The sequence below is a fragment of the Acidaminococcus intestini DSM 21505 genome (genome assembly GCF_000425045.1).
GTDB classification, from domain to species: Bacteria; Bacillota; Negativicutes; order Acidaminococcales; family Acidaminococcaceae; genus Acidaminococcus; species Acidaminococcus intestini.
The window spans coordinates 79,165-93,976 of record NZ_AULA01000005.1; the positions used below are offsets into that span (position 1 = coordinate 79,165).

Annotated in this window: 16 protein-coding genes; 4 read left to right on the top strand and 12 right to left on the bottom strand. The window is 52.8% G+C overall.

The features are described 5' to 3' along the window. Positions 1–327 precede the first annotated feature (327 nt). Together H503_RS0102390 and H503_RS0102395 are read left to right on the top strand one after the other, a co-directional pair. Positions 328–1,002: a response regulator transcription factor gene (locus tag H503_RS0102390; protein WP_009015087.1), complete on the top strand. Its 675-nt coding sequence runs from the start codon at positions 328–330 to the stop codon at positions 1,000–1,002. Continuing rightward, positions 986–2,449, top strand: coding sequence for a sensor histidine kinase (locus tag H503_RS0102395; RefSeq protein WP_016459841.1), 1,464 nt, complete (start codon positions 986–988; stop codon positions 2,447–2,449). The genes H503_RS0102390 and H503_RS0102395 overlap by 17 nt, the downstream gene beginning before the upstream one ends. 59 nt (positions 2,450–2,508) lie before the next feature. Here H503_RS0102395 and H503_RS0102400 read toward each other — a convergent pair whose 3' ends face one another. From H503_RS0102400 to rsxC, 12 genes are all read right to left on the bottom strand, one after another. Then, positions 2,509–3,342, bottom strand: a complete 834-nt coding sequence (locus H503_RS0102400) for a radical SAM protein (RefSeq protein WP_009015085.1) — start codon at positions 3,340–3,342, stop codon at positions 2,509–2,511. 268 nt (positions 3,343–3,610) lie between these two features. Continuing rightward, positions 3,611–5,005 (bottom strand): AmmeMemoRadiSam system protein A, encoded by a 1,395-nt coding sequence (gene amrA / locus H503_RS0102405; RefSeq protein ID WP_009015084.1) that lies wholly within the window; start codon positions 5,003–5,005, stop codon positions 3,611–3,613. A 163-nt stretch (positions 5,006–5,168) separates the two neighbouring features. Beyond that, positions 5,169–5,807, bottom strand: coding sequence for a uracil-DNA glycosylase (locus H503_RS0102415; protein WP_009015083.1), 639 nt, complete (start codon positions 5,805–5,807; stop codon positions 5,169–5,171). Between the two features lie 13 nt (positions 5,808–5,820). Beyond that, complete coding sequence (locus H503_RS0102420; protein ID WP_226828445.1) at positions 5,821–6,354, bottom strand: Gx transporter family protein; 534 nt, start codon at positions 6,352–6,354, stop codon at positions 5,821–5,823. Beyond that, positions 6,335–6,712 (bottom strand): NusG domain II-containing protein, encoded by a 378-nt coding sequence (locus H503_RS0102425; protein ID WP_009015081.1) that lies wholly within the window; start codon positions 6,710–6,712, stop codon positions 6,335–6,337. The genes H503_RS0102420 and H503_RS0102425 overlap by 20 nt, the downstream gene beginning before the upstream one ends. Positions 6,713–6,723: 11 nt before the next feature. Further along, a complete protein-coding gene (locus tag H503_RS0102430; RefSeq protein WP_009015080.1) occupies positions 6,724–7,734 on the bottom strand; it encodes an FAD:protein FMN transferase in 1,011 nt (336 codons plus the stop codon). A 30-nt stretch (positions 7,735–7,764) separates the two neighbouring features. Then, positions 7,765–8,670 (bottom strand): RnfABCDGE type electron transport complex subunit B, encoded by a 906-nt coding sequence (locus tag H503_RS0102435; RefSeq protein ID WP_009015079.1) that lies wholly within the window; start codon positions 8,668–8,670, stop codon positions 7,765–7,767. A 17-nt stretch (positions 8,671–8,687) separates the two neighbouring features. Then, positions 8,688–9,266: an electron transport complex protein RnfA gene (locus H503_RS0102440; RefSeq protein ID WP_009015078.1), complete on the bottom strand. Its 579-nt coding sequence runs from the start codon at positions 9,264–9,266 to the stop codon at positions 8,688–8,690. After that, positions 9,266–9,859: an electron transport complex subunit RsxE gene (gene rsxE, locus H503_RS0102445; protein WP_014128056.1), complete on the bottom strand. Its 594-nt coding sequence runs from the start codon at positions 9,857–9,859 to the stop codon at positions 9,266–9,268. Before rsxE ends, H503_RS0102440 begins: the two co-directional genes overlap by 1 nt. A 5-nt stretch (positions 9,860–9,864) precedes the next feature. Next, positions 9,865–10,434: an RnfABCDGE type electron transport complex subunit G gene (locus H503_RS0102450; protein WP_009015076.1), complete on the bottom strand. Its 570-nt coding sequence runs from the start codon at positions 10,432–10,434 to the stop codon at positions 9,865–9,867. After that, on the bottom strand, positions 10,431–11,441 hold the full coding sequence (locus H503_RS0102455; protein ID WP_009015075.1) for an RnfABCDGE type electron transport complex subunit D: 1,011 nt from the start codon (positions 11,439–11,441) through the stop codon (positions 10,431–10,433). Before H503_RS0102455 ends, H503_RS0102450 begins: the two co-directional genes overlap by 4 nt. A 26-nt stretch (positions 11,442–11,467) precedes the next feature. Continuing rightward, a complete protein-coding gene (rsxC, locus tag H503_RS0102460; protein ID WP_016459839.1) occupies positions 11,468–12,835 on the bottom strand; it encodes an electron transport complex subunit RsxC in 1,368 nt (455 codons plus the stop codon). Between the two features lie 292 nt (positions 12,836–13,127). Here rsxC and H503_RS0102465 point away from each other — a divergent pair, with 292 nt between their 5' ends. Together H503_RS0102465 and H503_RS0102470 are read left to right on the top strand one after the other, a co-directional pair. After that, positions 13,128–14,027, top strand: coding sequence for a radical SAM protein (locus H503_RS0102465; protein ID WP_009015073.1), 900 nt, complete (start codon positions 13,128–13,130; stop codon positions 14,025–14,027). A gap of 84 nt (positions 14,028–14,111) precedes the next feature. Continuing rightward, a complete protein-coding gene (locus H503_RS0102470; protein ID WP_016459837.1) occupies positions 14,112–14,810 on the top strand; it encodes a C40 family peptidase in 699 nt (232 codons plus the stop codon). Positions 14,811–14,812: the final 2 nt, after the last annotated feature.

A 14,812-nucleotide genomic window follows, 5' to 3' on the forward strand; every position in this document is an offset into this window, starting at 1 on the left:
AATAAGCCCTAGAGGAAGGCAAGAAAGCAGGGTGACTCCAGACCCTGCAGCATGGATCCGTTGGTGACTCCTCTCCGGCGTTTCTTTTCTTGTCATGCAAGCCTCTATTTTTCCCCAGGTAGTCCAGAGCTTCCCCGCTCGGATTACCATCCCCATATCCGGAGTCCCCATGTTGGGGGCTCATTTTTTTTTGATGGTTTATATCATCGCGATGATTTTCATTCTTTTTTCACGAAAAAGGTGTAAAATAAGACGTCACTCAAGTGGTTTATCCCATCATAACAGATTTCTTTTTGCAGGTTTCCTATATCGGAAAGGAGGAATTCCATGAAAATCCTCGTTGTAGAAGATGAACCTTCCTTAAACCAGATTATTGCCAAGAGGCTCAAGATCGAAGGCTACTCCGTCGATCAAGCAGAAAATGGCCGTGATGCCTTGGAGTTTGTGGCGCTGGCCGAATACGACCTGCTCATCGTGGACATCCTTATGCCCGAAATGGATGGTCTGACCCTTGTCCACACGCTGCGGGAAAAGAATGTGACCGTACCGGTTCTTTTCCTTACGGCCCTTGATGGGACGGAAGATAAGGTCAAGGGCCTTGATGCCGGAGGGGATGATTATTTGGTCAAACCCTTTGAATTTTCAGAGCTCCTTGCCCGGGTTCGGGCCCTCTTGCGCCGCTCTGGGGGGACGGCGGTGCCCAAGAATGAATTGCAGCTGTCCGATCTTGTCCTGTCGGAGAGTGCCCATACGGTTACCCGCGGCGGGAAGCCAATCGCGTTGACCCCCAAAGAATTTTCTGTGCTCGAATACCTGCTTCGGAACCAAGGGATTGTTCTGTCCCGGGATAAGATCCTGGAACATGCCTGGGATTTTTCCTATGAAGGAGCTTCTAACATGGTAGATGTATACATCAAGACCTTACGAAAGAAAATCGACCATGATTTTGAGCCTAAGCTCCTTCACACCGTACGAGGTGCCGGTTATGTCCTTAAGGAATAAGCTGGTTTCCTTTTCTGCTTCTGTCATGCATTTTTTGAAGGATATGCCCGTTTCCATCAAGGTCACGGCCTACTATACCCTGTTTTTGGGGTTATTGCTTCTGCTTGTGACCATGAGCGGGTTTCAAATGGCTAAGTACCTTGAAATCAAGGAAATGGACAAAGTGCTCCTAGAGGTGACGGTCCGGGCCTCGCGCAACGAAAAAGCTTTTGATGTCTATGATCGAAATGTCTATCTTTCCATCCACAATCATGAAGATAAGATTGTCTACGGCGGCATGCCGGAAGGGTTTCCTCAGGAGCGCCCCCATTTTGGGGAAGGCCCCCAATCTATTAAGGTTGGAGGTGTGGAATACCGCTATGTGGATATTCCAGTTCGGCCTCCGCGGGAGCTGCGGGGTGATAGGACGGATACTTCCTTGACGGGCATGGGGCTTGATCTCCAGCAGCCGCGTCAGGGACCGTTTGTGTCGGGAGAAAAATATGGACATCATCTGTGGGTTCGGGGCATTATGTCCGGGGAAGCTGCTTCCAGCAGATGGCGGACCCTGATTGTGACCTATCTGGTGTTCTTTCCTCTCTTTTTGATTCTTGTTATCGTCGGGGGCTACCGGATTGTCCGCCGTTCTTTTGCACCTGTGGCCTCCATGAGCAAGGCAGCCCGGGCCATTGGGGAAACGGGGGACCTATCCCAGCGGCTTCCCGTTGGCGAAGGAAGTGATGAAATCCATCAGATGGGACGCACCATGAACCACATGCTTGATCAGATTGAGGATCTCATGGGCCGTGAAAAACGCTTCACCTCCGATGTTTCCCATGAGCTCAGGACGCCCATTGCTGTCATTATGGCAGAAAGTGAATTCGGTAAGGATTACGCGGAAAACGTAGAAGAAGCGAAAAAGGAAATGGGCAGGATCTTTGACCAGGCCCGTCACATGAACCGCATGATTGGGCAGCTCCTCGAACTGACCCGACTCGGCAACAAGCGGTCTGTTCCCCTCTCGCCCCTTGATATCTCAGCCTATGTGGCAGATATCGTAACGGACTACCAGAAACTTCCGGAAAGCAGGGACATTACGTGGGATATCCAGATTGAACCGAATATTACGGTGCCTACGGATCAATCACTTTTCATGAGGATCTTTATCAATTATCTGGATAATGCCATGAAGTTTACCCGTTCGCGGGTTAAGGTCTGCCTATATGGAAAGGGAAACGAGGTCTATTTGACCGTATCCGATGATGGGGCGGGGATGGATGAATCCACCTTGAAAAAGATCTGGGACCGTCTCTATCAAGCGGACGCGTCGCGCAGCCGGAAGTTGAATGCTGGATTGGGGCTTGGCTTATCCTTTGTGGCTGCGGCGGCAAAGCTCCTGGACTGCCGGGCCTATGCTGAAAGCACGCCTGGTGTGGGAAGCACCTTTTATCTTGTTTTTAAGAGATAGGGCAGTAAAAAAGACTGTACAGGAAGGATCCTGTGCAGTCTTTTTGGTTTTGGGGACGGCTATACATTTCCTAGGTGGACCCATGTGAGGTATTGTTTGGCCTCACGGGAAAGCGCCGCAAGACAGGATAGGGAGGTCTCTGGGCGGCAGGCGTGATAGCGGGGAAAATAGCGGGTCAGATGAAGGGGAATTTCTGGGGAAAGGGAAGCAATCCATTGGGCTTCGTCTCGCATCTCAAGAAGACGATCGTTTAACCCGGGAACAATGAGGGTCGTCAGCTCCACATGGGTCCCGAAACGGACGGCTTGGACGATGTTTTCTTTCGTTTCCGCAAGGTTTCCTGAAAGGCTGCGGCAGCCTTTTTCAGTAAAGCATTTGAGGTCGATGTTCATGGCGTCTGTAAGGGGCAGCAGATCATGGAAGCGAGCGGGGGCGAGGCTGCCATTGGTAACAAGGACCGTTGCAAGGCCTGTTTCCTTGATGAGCCGAAAGGTATCCAGCACATATTCAATGTTTATGAGGGGTTCGTTATAGGTAAAAGCAAGGCCGATGCTGCCTGTTTCTTTATGCATCTTTCCCGCAAGGGCAGCAAGTTTTTCCGGGGGAAGGACAAAGCGGGTGGCTTCCCTGCCATGTTGGGAAATTTCGTGATTCTGGCAGAACGGGCAGGCAAGATTGCAGCCAAAACTGCCGGCAGAAAGGATGTGCGTTCCCGGGTGGAAGTGATAGAGGGGTTTCTTCTCGATGGGGTCAAGGGCAAGACTGGTGAGCTTTCCATAGGACAGGCTTACCAGTCGTCCCTGTTGGTGCTGCCGTGCGCGGCAAAAGCCGATTTCACCGTCAGCAAGGCAGCAGTGATGATGACAAAGCAGGCAGGTCAGGATGGGAGACATCACGAACACACCTCCTTTGAAATGGCTCCTAAAGGCTCATATTTCATTTTTAAGGCGTGCAAAGAAGAAATATGATAAATGGTTCGCATAAAAAGAAAAAAAGCTTATAAAGCATTTTGAGGGACGGCATAACAGAAAAATGCTTCTGAAAGATGGCCCCTTTTGTTCCGGGTCCTTAGGGGGTTCCTTTTGGAAAGCGGCGCACCCATTTGGAAAGGCGGGACGCGTAGGGAAAAAGGCTGGCTTCCCTTCCCTGAAGGATGGGAGCCTAGGCGTGGCGCGTCACTGTGAAGCGGTAGAGTAAGATCGGTTCATCGGCCCCGATGCCGCCTTTTTGACGGGCAATCTGGATTTGCTGGGACACACTTTCCACACCGTCAAGATCGGGAAGGAGGAGCCCCCGCCGCGTTCCATCTAGACTTTCGGTGATGACGCCATAGCGTTTGGGGTCAAGGCTGGATTCATCTGCTATGCGTTCTGGGACGCCAAGAATATCGACGGAATAGACAAGGTCCGGCAGTTCCTCTTTGCGCACTGCCGGAAAGCGGGAATCGTGCAGGGCTGCGCTGATGCCATTGGCTATGATTTCAAGGGCCGTGCTTTTCTTCGTCGGGGCAATGGTCCCAATGCAGCCCCTAAGATTTCCGTAAAGGTGGAGGGACACAAAAACGCCGTGACGGCTTCCTGTCAGTGCTTTTGGGAGATGCTCCGGCAAAGGCAGGGGACGCCCCGTTGTGACAATTGTTTCAACGCTTCTGCGGGCAAGGGTCACATAGGGGTCTTCTTGCTGCTTTTGGGTCTTTCGCTTTTCTGCAAGCTGCTGATGCAGGACTCCTGCCAGTTGGCGCTCGGGATTAGCCCCTGTGACGGAAAAGCTCACAACGCCGTAGCCGACACCAAAAATGTCCTCGTAGGAGTGGCACGTCGTGGAAACGGTAAGGCCATCCAAGGCGCCTGCCATGATCCAAAAAGAGTGGAGCCCGCATTCGGCGGCTTTCCTTGAAAAAGTGGGATCCATGGTGAGTAGGGAGACAAAATCCGCCTTTTCAAGAAAAGACAAGCAGTCCCTGTCCCAAAGGGGACCTTCAGGGGCATAGCCGTAAGGGCCATCTTCCCGGAGTTTGTGGGATAAATCCCCGCTGGCGATGAAAATGATCCGGCGTTTCAGGGAGGACGCGGCTTCGGCGATGGTCTTTCCCAGAGCATAGTGGGCTTCCGGAGAAAGGCCGGATAGACCGATACGGACAATCTTGAGGGTATTTACATCGCCATGCTTTTGGTAAAAGTAAAGCGGCAGGAGGGTTCCATGATCAAGCTCTGGGTGACGAGTTCCCAGAAGCCCTGCTGCAAGGCCCTTATCCTCTGCCCTTTCACTGATTGCAGCCGCCAGGGCTTTGTCATAGCTTACCTTGATGCGTACCTGAGGGGCACCAAACTGTCCAAAGCTGCCTTCGGCCTCCGTTCCTGGGGAAATGGCAAAGTAGTCCACATAGGCATCAGCATGAGGACTTGTAATAACGAGTGTATCGGCATGAAGGGCCGCGGCTTCCGCCATGACCGCATCATAGGCGGCGCTCGTGCGGGCAATCTTCTTTTCTTCCCCTTTTCCAATTTCAGGGACAATGATGGGCGGATGGGGAACCGCGTAGGCTGCAAGGATCATGGAGTATCACCTTCCTTTTTCTTATGTTCCTGAAGGAGCTTTTTCCCATATTGTAGCATATTTTGAGGGGGTGACGGACCAAGGTGGGAATGGGGGTAAGAAAATGGTATAAAGCATAAAAAAGCGGCAGGAAATATGTGAAGATTTCCTGCCGCGTCTGATGTTACCCGCGCTTGCGGAAGCGGGCAAAGAGATTGACCGGATGGTCGGAACAAAAGGGATAATCGGGAACGGATTCAAGGACTTTGGCTTTTGCCGCTTCAAGGTCATGGAAGACTTGCCACTTGGCGTCAATCTGGGCTTTTCCCGATAGGCGCAGGAGATAGGAGGGATGGAAGGTGGCAATGGCGTCAAAGCCTTGGTTTGTCCGGAACCATTGGCCTCGTTCCTTGGTGATGCGGGCCTCGGGACCTTTGAAGTATTTGAGGGCTACGCCGCCCAAGGCAATGATGACTTTGGGCGCAATAAGGCGCAGCTCCTCGTCAAGGATGCGATGGGCGCAGAAAGCGGCTTCTTCCGGCGTTGGTGTCCGGTTGTTCCTAGGCCGGCACTTAATGACGTTTGTTGTAAGGACATGGTCCCGTGTGATTTTGACGGACCAGAGCGCCTTATCCAGGAGCTGTCCGCTGGGGCCGATAAGGGGACAGCCATAGTCATCCTCGACGCCGCCTGGTCCTTCGCCGACAATGACGAGGGGACTGTGGGGATCCCCAAACCAGCCAACCGGAGCAATACAGTCACCGCGCAGGGGACAGGCTGTACAATCTTCCATTTTTCTTTGGAGTATGTCCAGTTCTTCCATCCAAAAGACCTCCTTATTTACGCAGGCATTCGTTGGCTGGGACCCGTTTCAGGAAAATGCCCGCAACAAGTCCCGTAAAGATACCTGTGGGAATTCCAATGCCGATGAGAAAGGGCAGGTAGCTCACAAGGGCTGTGCTCTGCATGAGCACCATGGCCGCAAGGATTTGACCGCAGTTATGGGTGAAGGCACCGAGGACGCCAACGCCGACGCTGGAAAACCAATCCTTCTGGACGGCAAGGGCCATGAAAAGAAAACTCAGGACAGCACCGGCAAGTCCAATGCTGAAGCCTGGGGAAAAAAGGCCGGTAAAAAGGAGGCCTGTCAAAAGGATCCTCGCTGCAAGAAAAAGGGCCGTCCGTTTCGTTCCGTAGAGGTAGAGGACGATGATGGTCACGGCATTGGCAAGGCCCAAATGGGCTCCCGGCAAAGGCAGCAGGTAGGCTACGGTTGATTCGGCAAATCGCAGGGCAATGGCGGCTGCCAAAAGGATCCCAAGCTGGGTCAGGTCGTGGGCGCTGAACCCCTTAGCGGAGGATGGCATCATGTTCACGCTCCTTTGCAGCACTTTGGAGGGTCAGAAGCACCTTTTCCGGGACGCAGGCAATGGTCTCTCCCGGTTTCTGGATCCGGCCTTCCTTAATGCAGATTTTATCGGGGCAGGGTGATGATTCGACCCAAGCTCCATCCTTATTATAGACGATGACCATCTGTCCGTCATCCACATCAATGGTCAGTTTCGTATCAGCCGTAACTTTTCCCAGATCCACGCGCTTGATGACGGCCCGATCCTTTTGGATGACCAGTTCTTTATGGGTTCCCTTCTGGGTCATATTGATGAAGAGGAAGCTGAGTACGGCTGCAAGAGCCATGACGGCAATGAGCCGTCCATCATTTTTGCGCATGAAAACCTCCTTTATTGACCTTGGACGAAAAGGTCCTTGAGTCCGCTGGAAATGTGGAGCGTTCCGTCCAGGTCCTGATAGACCATTTCAAGGGACGGATTGTTTTCAACAAGGGTCATGGCGTCCTTAGGTGTCATGACAAAGAGCAGGGTGGAATAAAAATCTGCCCAAAAGGCCGATTGGGTAACGACTGTAACGGAATGGGCATTGCGGCTGGGCCAGCCCGTCTGCGGATTGAGGATGTGATGGTAGCGGACGCCGCTTACTTCGTAATAGCGCTGATAGTCGCCGCTTGTTGCAATGGCTGTACCGGGAGGAACCGAAAGGGTTCCCAGGACCTTTTCCGGATCCTTCGGGTCCTGGATGCCGATGCGCCAAGGTTTGTGATCAGGCTTTTCCCCAAGGACCTTGATGTTGCCGCCGGCGTTGATGAGGGCGGTTTGGAAGCCGCCTTCCTTCTGGAGGACCTTGGCTGCTTCTTCCACGGCGTAGCCCTTTGCCACAGCTCCCAGGTCGATCTGGGTCCCCGGCATGAGGGTAAGGGTGCCCGTTGTTTCGTCGATCCTGACGCGGGAACCTTTGGTGAGGGTGAGAGCGTCAGCAATTTCAGCTCTGGAGGGCACGGTCTTTTTCTCTCGATTGTCGTTCCAGATCTTGATGACGGGTCCTAAGGTGAGGGAAAGTTCCTGATGGGGATGGCTAGCTGCGCTTTTTAGGATGGCAAGGAGGTGGGGGGCCGCTTTTTGGGGCCCCGTCCCTGCCTTTTCATTGATGGCATAAAGGTCCTTAGGACCATGGGGTGCGTAGGAATCCGTTTCATCAGCAATCTCTTGGAAGGCGGCAAAGGCCTTGTCGGTTGTACTTTTGAGGGTGTCCTCACTTTTCCCCGTTGTTTCAATGGTGACGATGGTATCCATCATGAAGCGTGTATCTTCATGATGGATGGTGCTGTTTTGGTCTTGAAAAAAGCAGCCTTGAAGAAACAGGCTGCTTAAAAGAATCATCCATATTTTTCTCATCATAGATCCATTCTTTTTGAAATGGCGCCTAGCTTACTGCTGGGCTTCTTGGTTGAGGTTTTCTGCCGTCTGGCAGGCAACACAGCCCACCGGATCCGGTCTTTTTGCAGAAGGCTGGGGAGCTTCAAGCGGTGTGATCTTGACTAGGCACTTGCGCGGGCATTTTTGTACGCACAGTCCGCAGCCAACGCATTTATCGTAATCGATGACAGGGATGCTGCCATTGACACCGTCTTCCATGGTGATGGCTTGTTTCGGGCAGTTCTTTGCGCACAGTCCGCAGCTGATGCAGGAAACGCCGCAGTCAGTCATAGCGGCTTTGCCTTTTTCACGGTTGTTGCACTGGACCAGAACCTTGTTCGAAGCCTTCATCATTTCAATGAGGAACTGCGGGCACGTGGAGGCACAGGCACCGCAGCCAACGCATTTATCATAGTCGAACTGGGGCAGGCCATTTTCTCCCATGGCCAGGGCGCCGAAGCTGCAGGCATCAACGCAGGCGCCACAGCCAAAGCAGCCAAAGTTGCACTGGCCAGGGCCGCCAGCGGTAGCCGCGGCGAGGAAGCAGTTCTTGACGCCTTCCCGTTTGTATTTGGCCGGGCGGTTTTCTTTGCACCCATTGCAGTGGAGACGGGGAATCATGCGGACGGCATTTTCGTCGTCGTCAGCTGCAAGGCCCATCACCGCTTTGATGGCCTTTTTGTTTTCGGCAGCACAGGCTGCACATTTCATGGCGCCTTCTTCTTGGCCGGCGACGATGGCATCTGCCATGGCAGCACAGCCAGCATAGCCGCAGCCGCCGCAGTTGGCGCCCGGCAGGAGGGCTAGGATTTCATCCTTGCGGGGATCTTCTTCAACGGCCAGTTTCTTGCCGGCGATGGCAAGGATGGCACCGAAGACGCCGCCTAGGATGGCAATGATAATAACAGCAGTTTCCATATCTTTCAGCTCCTAACTCAATGAATACCGCTCATTCCCATCATGGCGATGGACATGCAGGCGGCCGTAATCAAGGCAATCGGCAGGTTTCTCAAGCAGCTGGGGATCATATCCTCATTGAGCTTTTCGCGGATGCAGGAGAAGAGCAGGATGGCCATGGTGTAACCCAGGGACGTGCCGATGGAGTTGGCAACAGACTGCAGGAAGTTATAGTTGGATTCAACGTTGATAAGGGCGATACCCAGGATGGCACAGTTCGTGGTGATCAGGGGCAGGTAGATCCCCATGGCCTTATGAAGGGCGGGCATCGTCTTTTTCATGAACATTTCAACGAGCTGGACCAAGGTCGCGATGGACAGGATGAAGACAAGGGTCTTCAAGTAGGTCAGATCGAAGGGGACCAGGATGAGGTGGTACAGGGCATAGGAAAGCATGGTAGCAAGAAGCATAACAAAGGTTACGGCTGCCCCCATGCCAAGGGAGTTATTGAAGTTCTTGGAAACGCCCAAGAAGGAGCACATGCCCAGGAACCGGGATAAGATGATGTTGCTGACGAAGATGGAACTGAATAAGATTCCAAAGATACTGTCTCCCATTAACGAGCATCTCCTTTCTGACGGAAGTAGTTAACCATAGCAAAGACGAAGCCCATGGTCAGGAAGGCACCTGCCGGCAGGATGAAGATGAGGACCGGGGTGTAGGCACTGCCAAGCACGACATGACCAAAGAGTTTGCCGGAACCGATGAGTTCACGGAAGAGGGCAATGAGGCTCAGGGCGAAAGTAAAGCCAATGCCCATACCAATGGCATCAAGGGCGGAGGAAACAACGCCGTGTTTGCAGGCAAAAGCTTCTGCACGGCCCAAAACGATGCAGTTAACTACAATCAGGGGAACGAAGACACCCAGAGATTCATACAGGGCCGGAACAAAGGCGTTCATCAGCATTTCCAGGATGGTTACGAGGGATGCGATGACGACGATGTAAGCCGGGATATGGACCTGATCGGGAATGAGTTTCCGGATCAGGGAAATGATGATGTTGGAGAAGAACAGGACGAAGGTAAAAGCACAGCCCATACCGACCGCATTCTCCAAAGATCCGCTTGTTGCCAGGGAGGGACAAACACCCAGGAGCTGGACAAACAGCGGGTTTTCTTTAATGATACCTTTTGTCAAATCTGACAGCATGCCGATCAGCCCTTTCCGTTAGCAAAATTCTTCATGTAGTGGTCGCGTGCCGCGTTAACGCCTGTAACGACCGCTCTCGAAGTGATGGTGGCAGCCGTGATGGCACGGATGTCATTGTCCTTCGTGGGATCTTGTTTGGTGACAACAAGGTCATTTTTCAGGGATTTTCCTTTGAACTGAGCCTGCCATTCCGGTTCGGTGCTGCGGGCACCCAGACCCGGGGTTTCCGAATGGCTCAGGACCTTGATGCCCGTAATGGTCCCTTTCTCGGCGTCGATGCCGACCATGAGTTTGATCTTGCCGCCGTACCCGCTGGGATCGACAGTGTAGATATAACCGTTGGCTTTGCCGCCTTTACTGGATTTTTGGATATCGCTGATGAGGTCTCCCGGGGCCTTTTCCTTCTGGAGGTCGCCCAGGTCAGGGAGGACCTGCTTGTAAGCTGCTTTTGTATCAGCTTCATGCTTTTTGGCAATGATTTCCTTGGTCCCTTCATGAGCGCCGGCAACGAGGGCAACACTGGCAGCGCAGGTGATGAGAAGGGTGGATGTCAGTTTTACGAAGAAATTACTCATTTTTTGAGACCTCCTCCGAAGGATACGTTCCGGACGAACCGGTCAATCATCGGGGTGACCATGTTCATCATCAGGATGGAATAGCAGACGCCTTCGGTGTAGCTGCCACGCAGACGGATCAGGGAGGTCAGGACACCCAGGCCAATGGCATAGATGATCTTGCCTTTTTTGGTAATCGGGCTCGTGACCCAGTCAGTTGCCATGAAGAAGGCACCAATCATGAGACCGCCGGCAAACAGATGATACAGGGGGAAGGTGCTGGGATAGCCCATAACGGCACCGTACACACCCGTCAGGATGGCCACGGTGACGAGATAGAAGACAGGGATACGCCAATCAATGAGTTTCTTGTAGATGAGGTAAAGACCGCCAAGTACGAGGGCCGGTACACAGGTTTCACCGAGGGAGCCGCCGACATTGCCCCAGAAAAGGTTCATGAGGTCAGGAAGCTTGGCCGCACTGGCGGCACCGCCGGCCTGCCAGATCTTTTCCGTAGCCCGCATGACAGCAAGCGGGGTGGCTGTGCTGACTGCGTCGGAAGCAGCTGCTGTAGCCGGAAGAACCCAGTTTGTCATCTGCTGCGGGAAGGACGCTAGTAGGATGGCACGGCCGATGTGGGCCGGGTTGAAGATGTTGCAGCCCAGACCGCCGAAGACAGCCTTGCCGACAACAATGGCGAACATGCTGCCCATGGCCGCAAACAGGGGCGGCATGGAGGCTGGCAGGCACATCGCAAGGAGCAGGCCCGTCAGGGCTGCACTGCCGTCCTGTACGGTGTTGGGCTTGTGCATGACTTTATTGCAGATGGTTTCAAAGACAATGGCAGAAACAACACAAGTCACCATGACAATGGCGGCGCTCATGCGGAAGTAATAAACAGAAGCGATGATAGCCGGTACAAGGGCCAACATGACTTCTCTCATGGACTTGCCAATGGTCAGCCCGCAGTGCATATGCGGGGAGGAGGTGACAAGAACCAATGGCGTAGGCTCTTTAATAGGTTCCATAATCAATATCCAGTCCTTTCGCGTAATTATTTATCCAGTTTATAGAACGGGTTGTGACCGCCATGGCCTTTTCCCCTGATGAACTGTTTGCCCATGCGGATGTACTGGACCAGAGGAATGTGGGCAGGGCAGACAAAGGCGCAGGATCCACATTCGACGCAGGCATGGCAGGAGAACCGTTCTGCTTCTTCCCAGTTCTGGCGTTTGACGGCTTGAACGATTTCCGTCGGTTCCAGCTTCATGGGGCAGGCGTCGACGCAGCGAGCGCAATGGACGCAGGGGCTGGGTTCGACATATTGAGCAAAAGGAGATTCGGAATTGAAGATAAGGACTGCACCGGACCATTTAGCAATGGGGTAATCGAGGCTCGGCGTGGAAAAGCCCATCATCATCCCGCCGGAAATGAACTTGCCCGGAGTGCCTTTGAGTCCGCCGGCAGCCAGTTCCACGGCATCGCTGTAGAGCGTGCCCAGGCGGCAGATGTAGTTGCCCGGTTTATTGACGCCGTCACCGCTGATGGTCGTGACGCGTTCATATAGAGGAATGTTCTTTTTCACCATACGGTAGCAGGCAACCGCAGTCCCGACATTGTCGACGATGACGCCGACATCGGCAGGCAGTCCACGGTCAGGAACCGTACGACCGGTGGCCGCGTAAATCAGGTGTTTTTCGGAACCTTCCGGATACTTTTCTGCACAGACGCAGACTTCGATATTCGGTTCGGAAGCGACTTTTTCCTTAACAAGGGCGATGGCATCGGGTTTGTTGTCTTCGATGCCGATGATGCCTTTCTGGGCACCGGAGGCCATCATGAAATATTTCAGGCCTTGGATCATTTCATCAGCCCATTCGAGCATGATGCGATGGTCACCCGTAATGAAAGGCTCGCATTCGATGCCGTTTAACAGGATCGTGTCAATAGGACGGGCCCCTTCCTTCGGAGGCGCGTACTTGACCGCTGTCGGGAACGTTGCCCCGCCAAGACCGGCAGAACCGCCTTCCCGCAAGGCCGTGCGGATGACATCCGGCGTGATTTCCTCGTCGCTGCGTTCCTTGATGGTTTCGCAGGGCGTATCGAGTTTGTCGTTCTTGATGACGACGCACTGGGAAATTGTCCCTTGGGGCATGTAACGATTTTCAATGCGCAGGACCGTGCCGCTGACGCTGGCATGGATGTTGGTACTGACGAAACCGCCTGCCTCACCGATGACCTGACCTAGGGTTACCTTATCTCCTGCCTTGACGACCGGCTTGGCCGGTGCGCCGATATGCTGGGAGAGAGGAATGTAGACCATGTCAGGTGCGGGACATCTTTCGATGGCCACTTTGTCAGTCAAGGACTTGCTGGGAGGTACATGGACACCACCCATAAAAGTTGCTTCTTGTGTAGACATGTAGTTCACCTCTAACCTTTCATGTTCAACTTCAAAACAAAATTATATATGGTTAAGAAGTAAATTACAAGTAGAAGGAGGAAGTCTCCTGTGGATAAGATATCCCTTATAATGGAAAATTTTTCTCAAAAAGTTTACAAAACGTAATGTAAAAAAGTGTAAAATAGTTTATAATAATGAACACGATACAGGTGGACTTGTACAGCTGTAAGAATTGCGATAATGCTTTGAATATACTGACTATATTTATTGGAAGAGTTTTTGTGTGAGAAAGGAAATCTTCGTGTTTGGACTGTACTTTGATGATTATGAGACGCCGGTTTTCCGGCCCCCCAGTGAAGCAAACAGTTTCATCCTTCGTGTCACTCGGGGATGTGCCCACAATCGCTGCACGTTTTGTGCCATGTATAAGGACGTTCCCTTCTCAGTCTATACGGACGAGGCTGTGGACCGGCAGATTGCCATGGCCGCCCACTATGCCGGCGATGAAGTACGGCGCATCTTCCTTGCTGACGGAGATGCCTTTGTCCTTCCGACGGAAAAGCTCCTTGCTCTTTTGGCCCGCCTGTACGGGACCTTTCCCAATCTCCAGCGCGTCACAAGCTACGCGGGGCCAAAGGATATCCTCCGCAAGAGCGATGAGGAGCTGCTGCGTCTCCGAGAAGCTGGACTCAAGATGCTTTATTTTGGCCTTGAAACAGGGGACTCGCAGCTCCTGCAGCAGATTCAAAAGGGGGTAACCGCCGAAGAATCCATCGCGGCCGGGCAGAAAGTCGTACGAAGCGGCATGAAGCTGTCCATGATGGTCATTGCTGGTCTCGGCGGCGCGGCGGGGTCTGCACGTCATGCCCTTAAGACCGCATATGCAGTATCCCAGATTCAGCCTGACATGCTGAGTGTCCTGACGCTGCGTCTATATAAAGGAACGCAGATGTTAAGGGAGTTTGAAGAAGGCAAATTTGAGCTGCTTTCGCCTTGTGGCTTGGCCGAAGAAGTGAGGACCTTCCTCAGCCATATTGAGCTGCCGCCGAATCGGCACTGTCTTTTTAGGAGCAATCATATTTCCAATTATGTTCCCCTCAAGGGCACGCTGCCCAAGGACCGGGACCGCTTGCTTCAGGAACTGGATGTTTCCATTGGAAAGCTTTCGAAATTGACGGATTGGGAAGTTTATACTAATATGGAGTATTAAGGAGATTTCAAGAGGCAGTTGGCCTTTTTACCATCGGGGAGAGCTCCCCCTTTCAGCTAGCTTTTAGGAAAGAGGCGTCTATAAATGAAAATGCGAAGACTGTTAACGGCATTTCTCGTTGCTATGATTGCCCTGCCGGTGTCGCTGGGCTTTGCGGCAAAGAAGAATGCCCCCCTCAAAGTCGGGGATAAGGGATGGAAGGTCAAGACCGTCCAAACCAAGCTGAACACCCTTGGCCTTAAGACACCGCTGACGGGAAAATATTCCCGGGACCTGGAAAAGCAGGTGCGGATCTTCCAAAAGACCCATAAGTTGCCCGTTACAGGGAAGGTGGATGATAAGACCTATTTCCGCATCAATGAAGCTGCTTTTGAAAAAGAGGGAATCCATGGCGTCAAGGGCAAAGATGTGGTAAGGACCGCTTCCAAATATAAGGGAGTCCCTTACAGTTTTGGCGGGACAACGCCGCGTGCCTTTGACTGTTCGGGGTTTGTCCAGTACGTCTTCAAGAAACATAAGGCTGACTTGCCGAGAACGGCAGACCTTCAGTATGAAAAAGGTCTTTTCGTGACCATGCGGCAGCTAAAGCCCGGCGACCTGGTGTTCTTTACGACCTATGAACCGGGGGCTTCTCACGTAGGAATCTATGCGGGCAATGGGCTTTTCTGGAGTGCGACTTCGTCGAAAGGGGTCCGTCTGTGCAGCCTTTCCGAGCCGTATTGGCGGTCCCGTTATTACGGTGCCAAACGGGTCCTTGTTTCTGGGGATCGGTCTTATCGTTAACA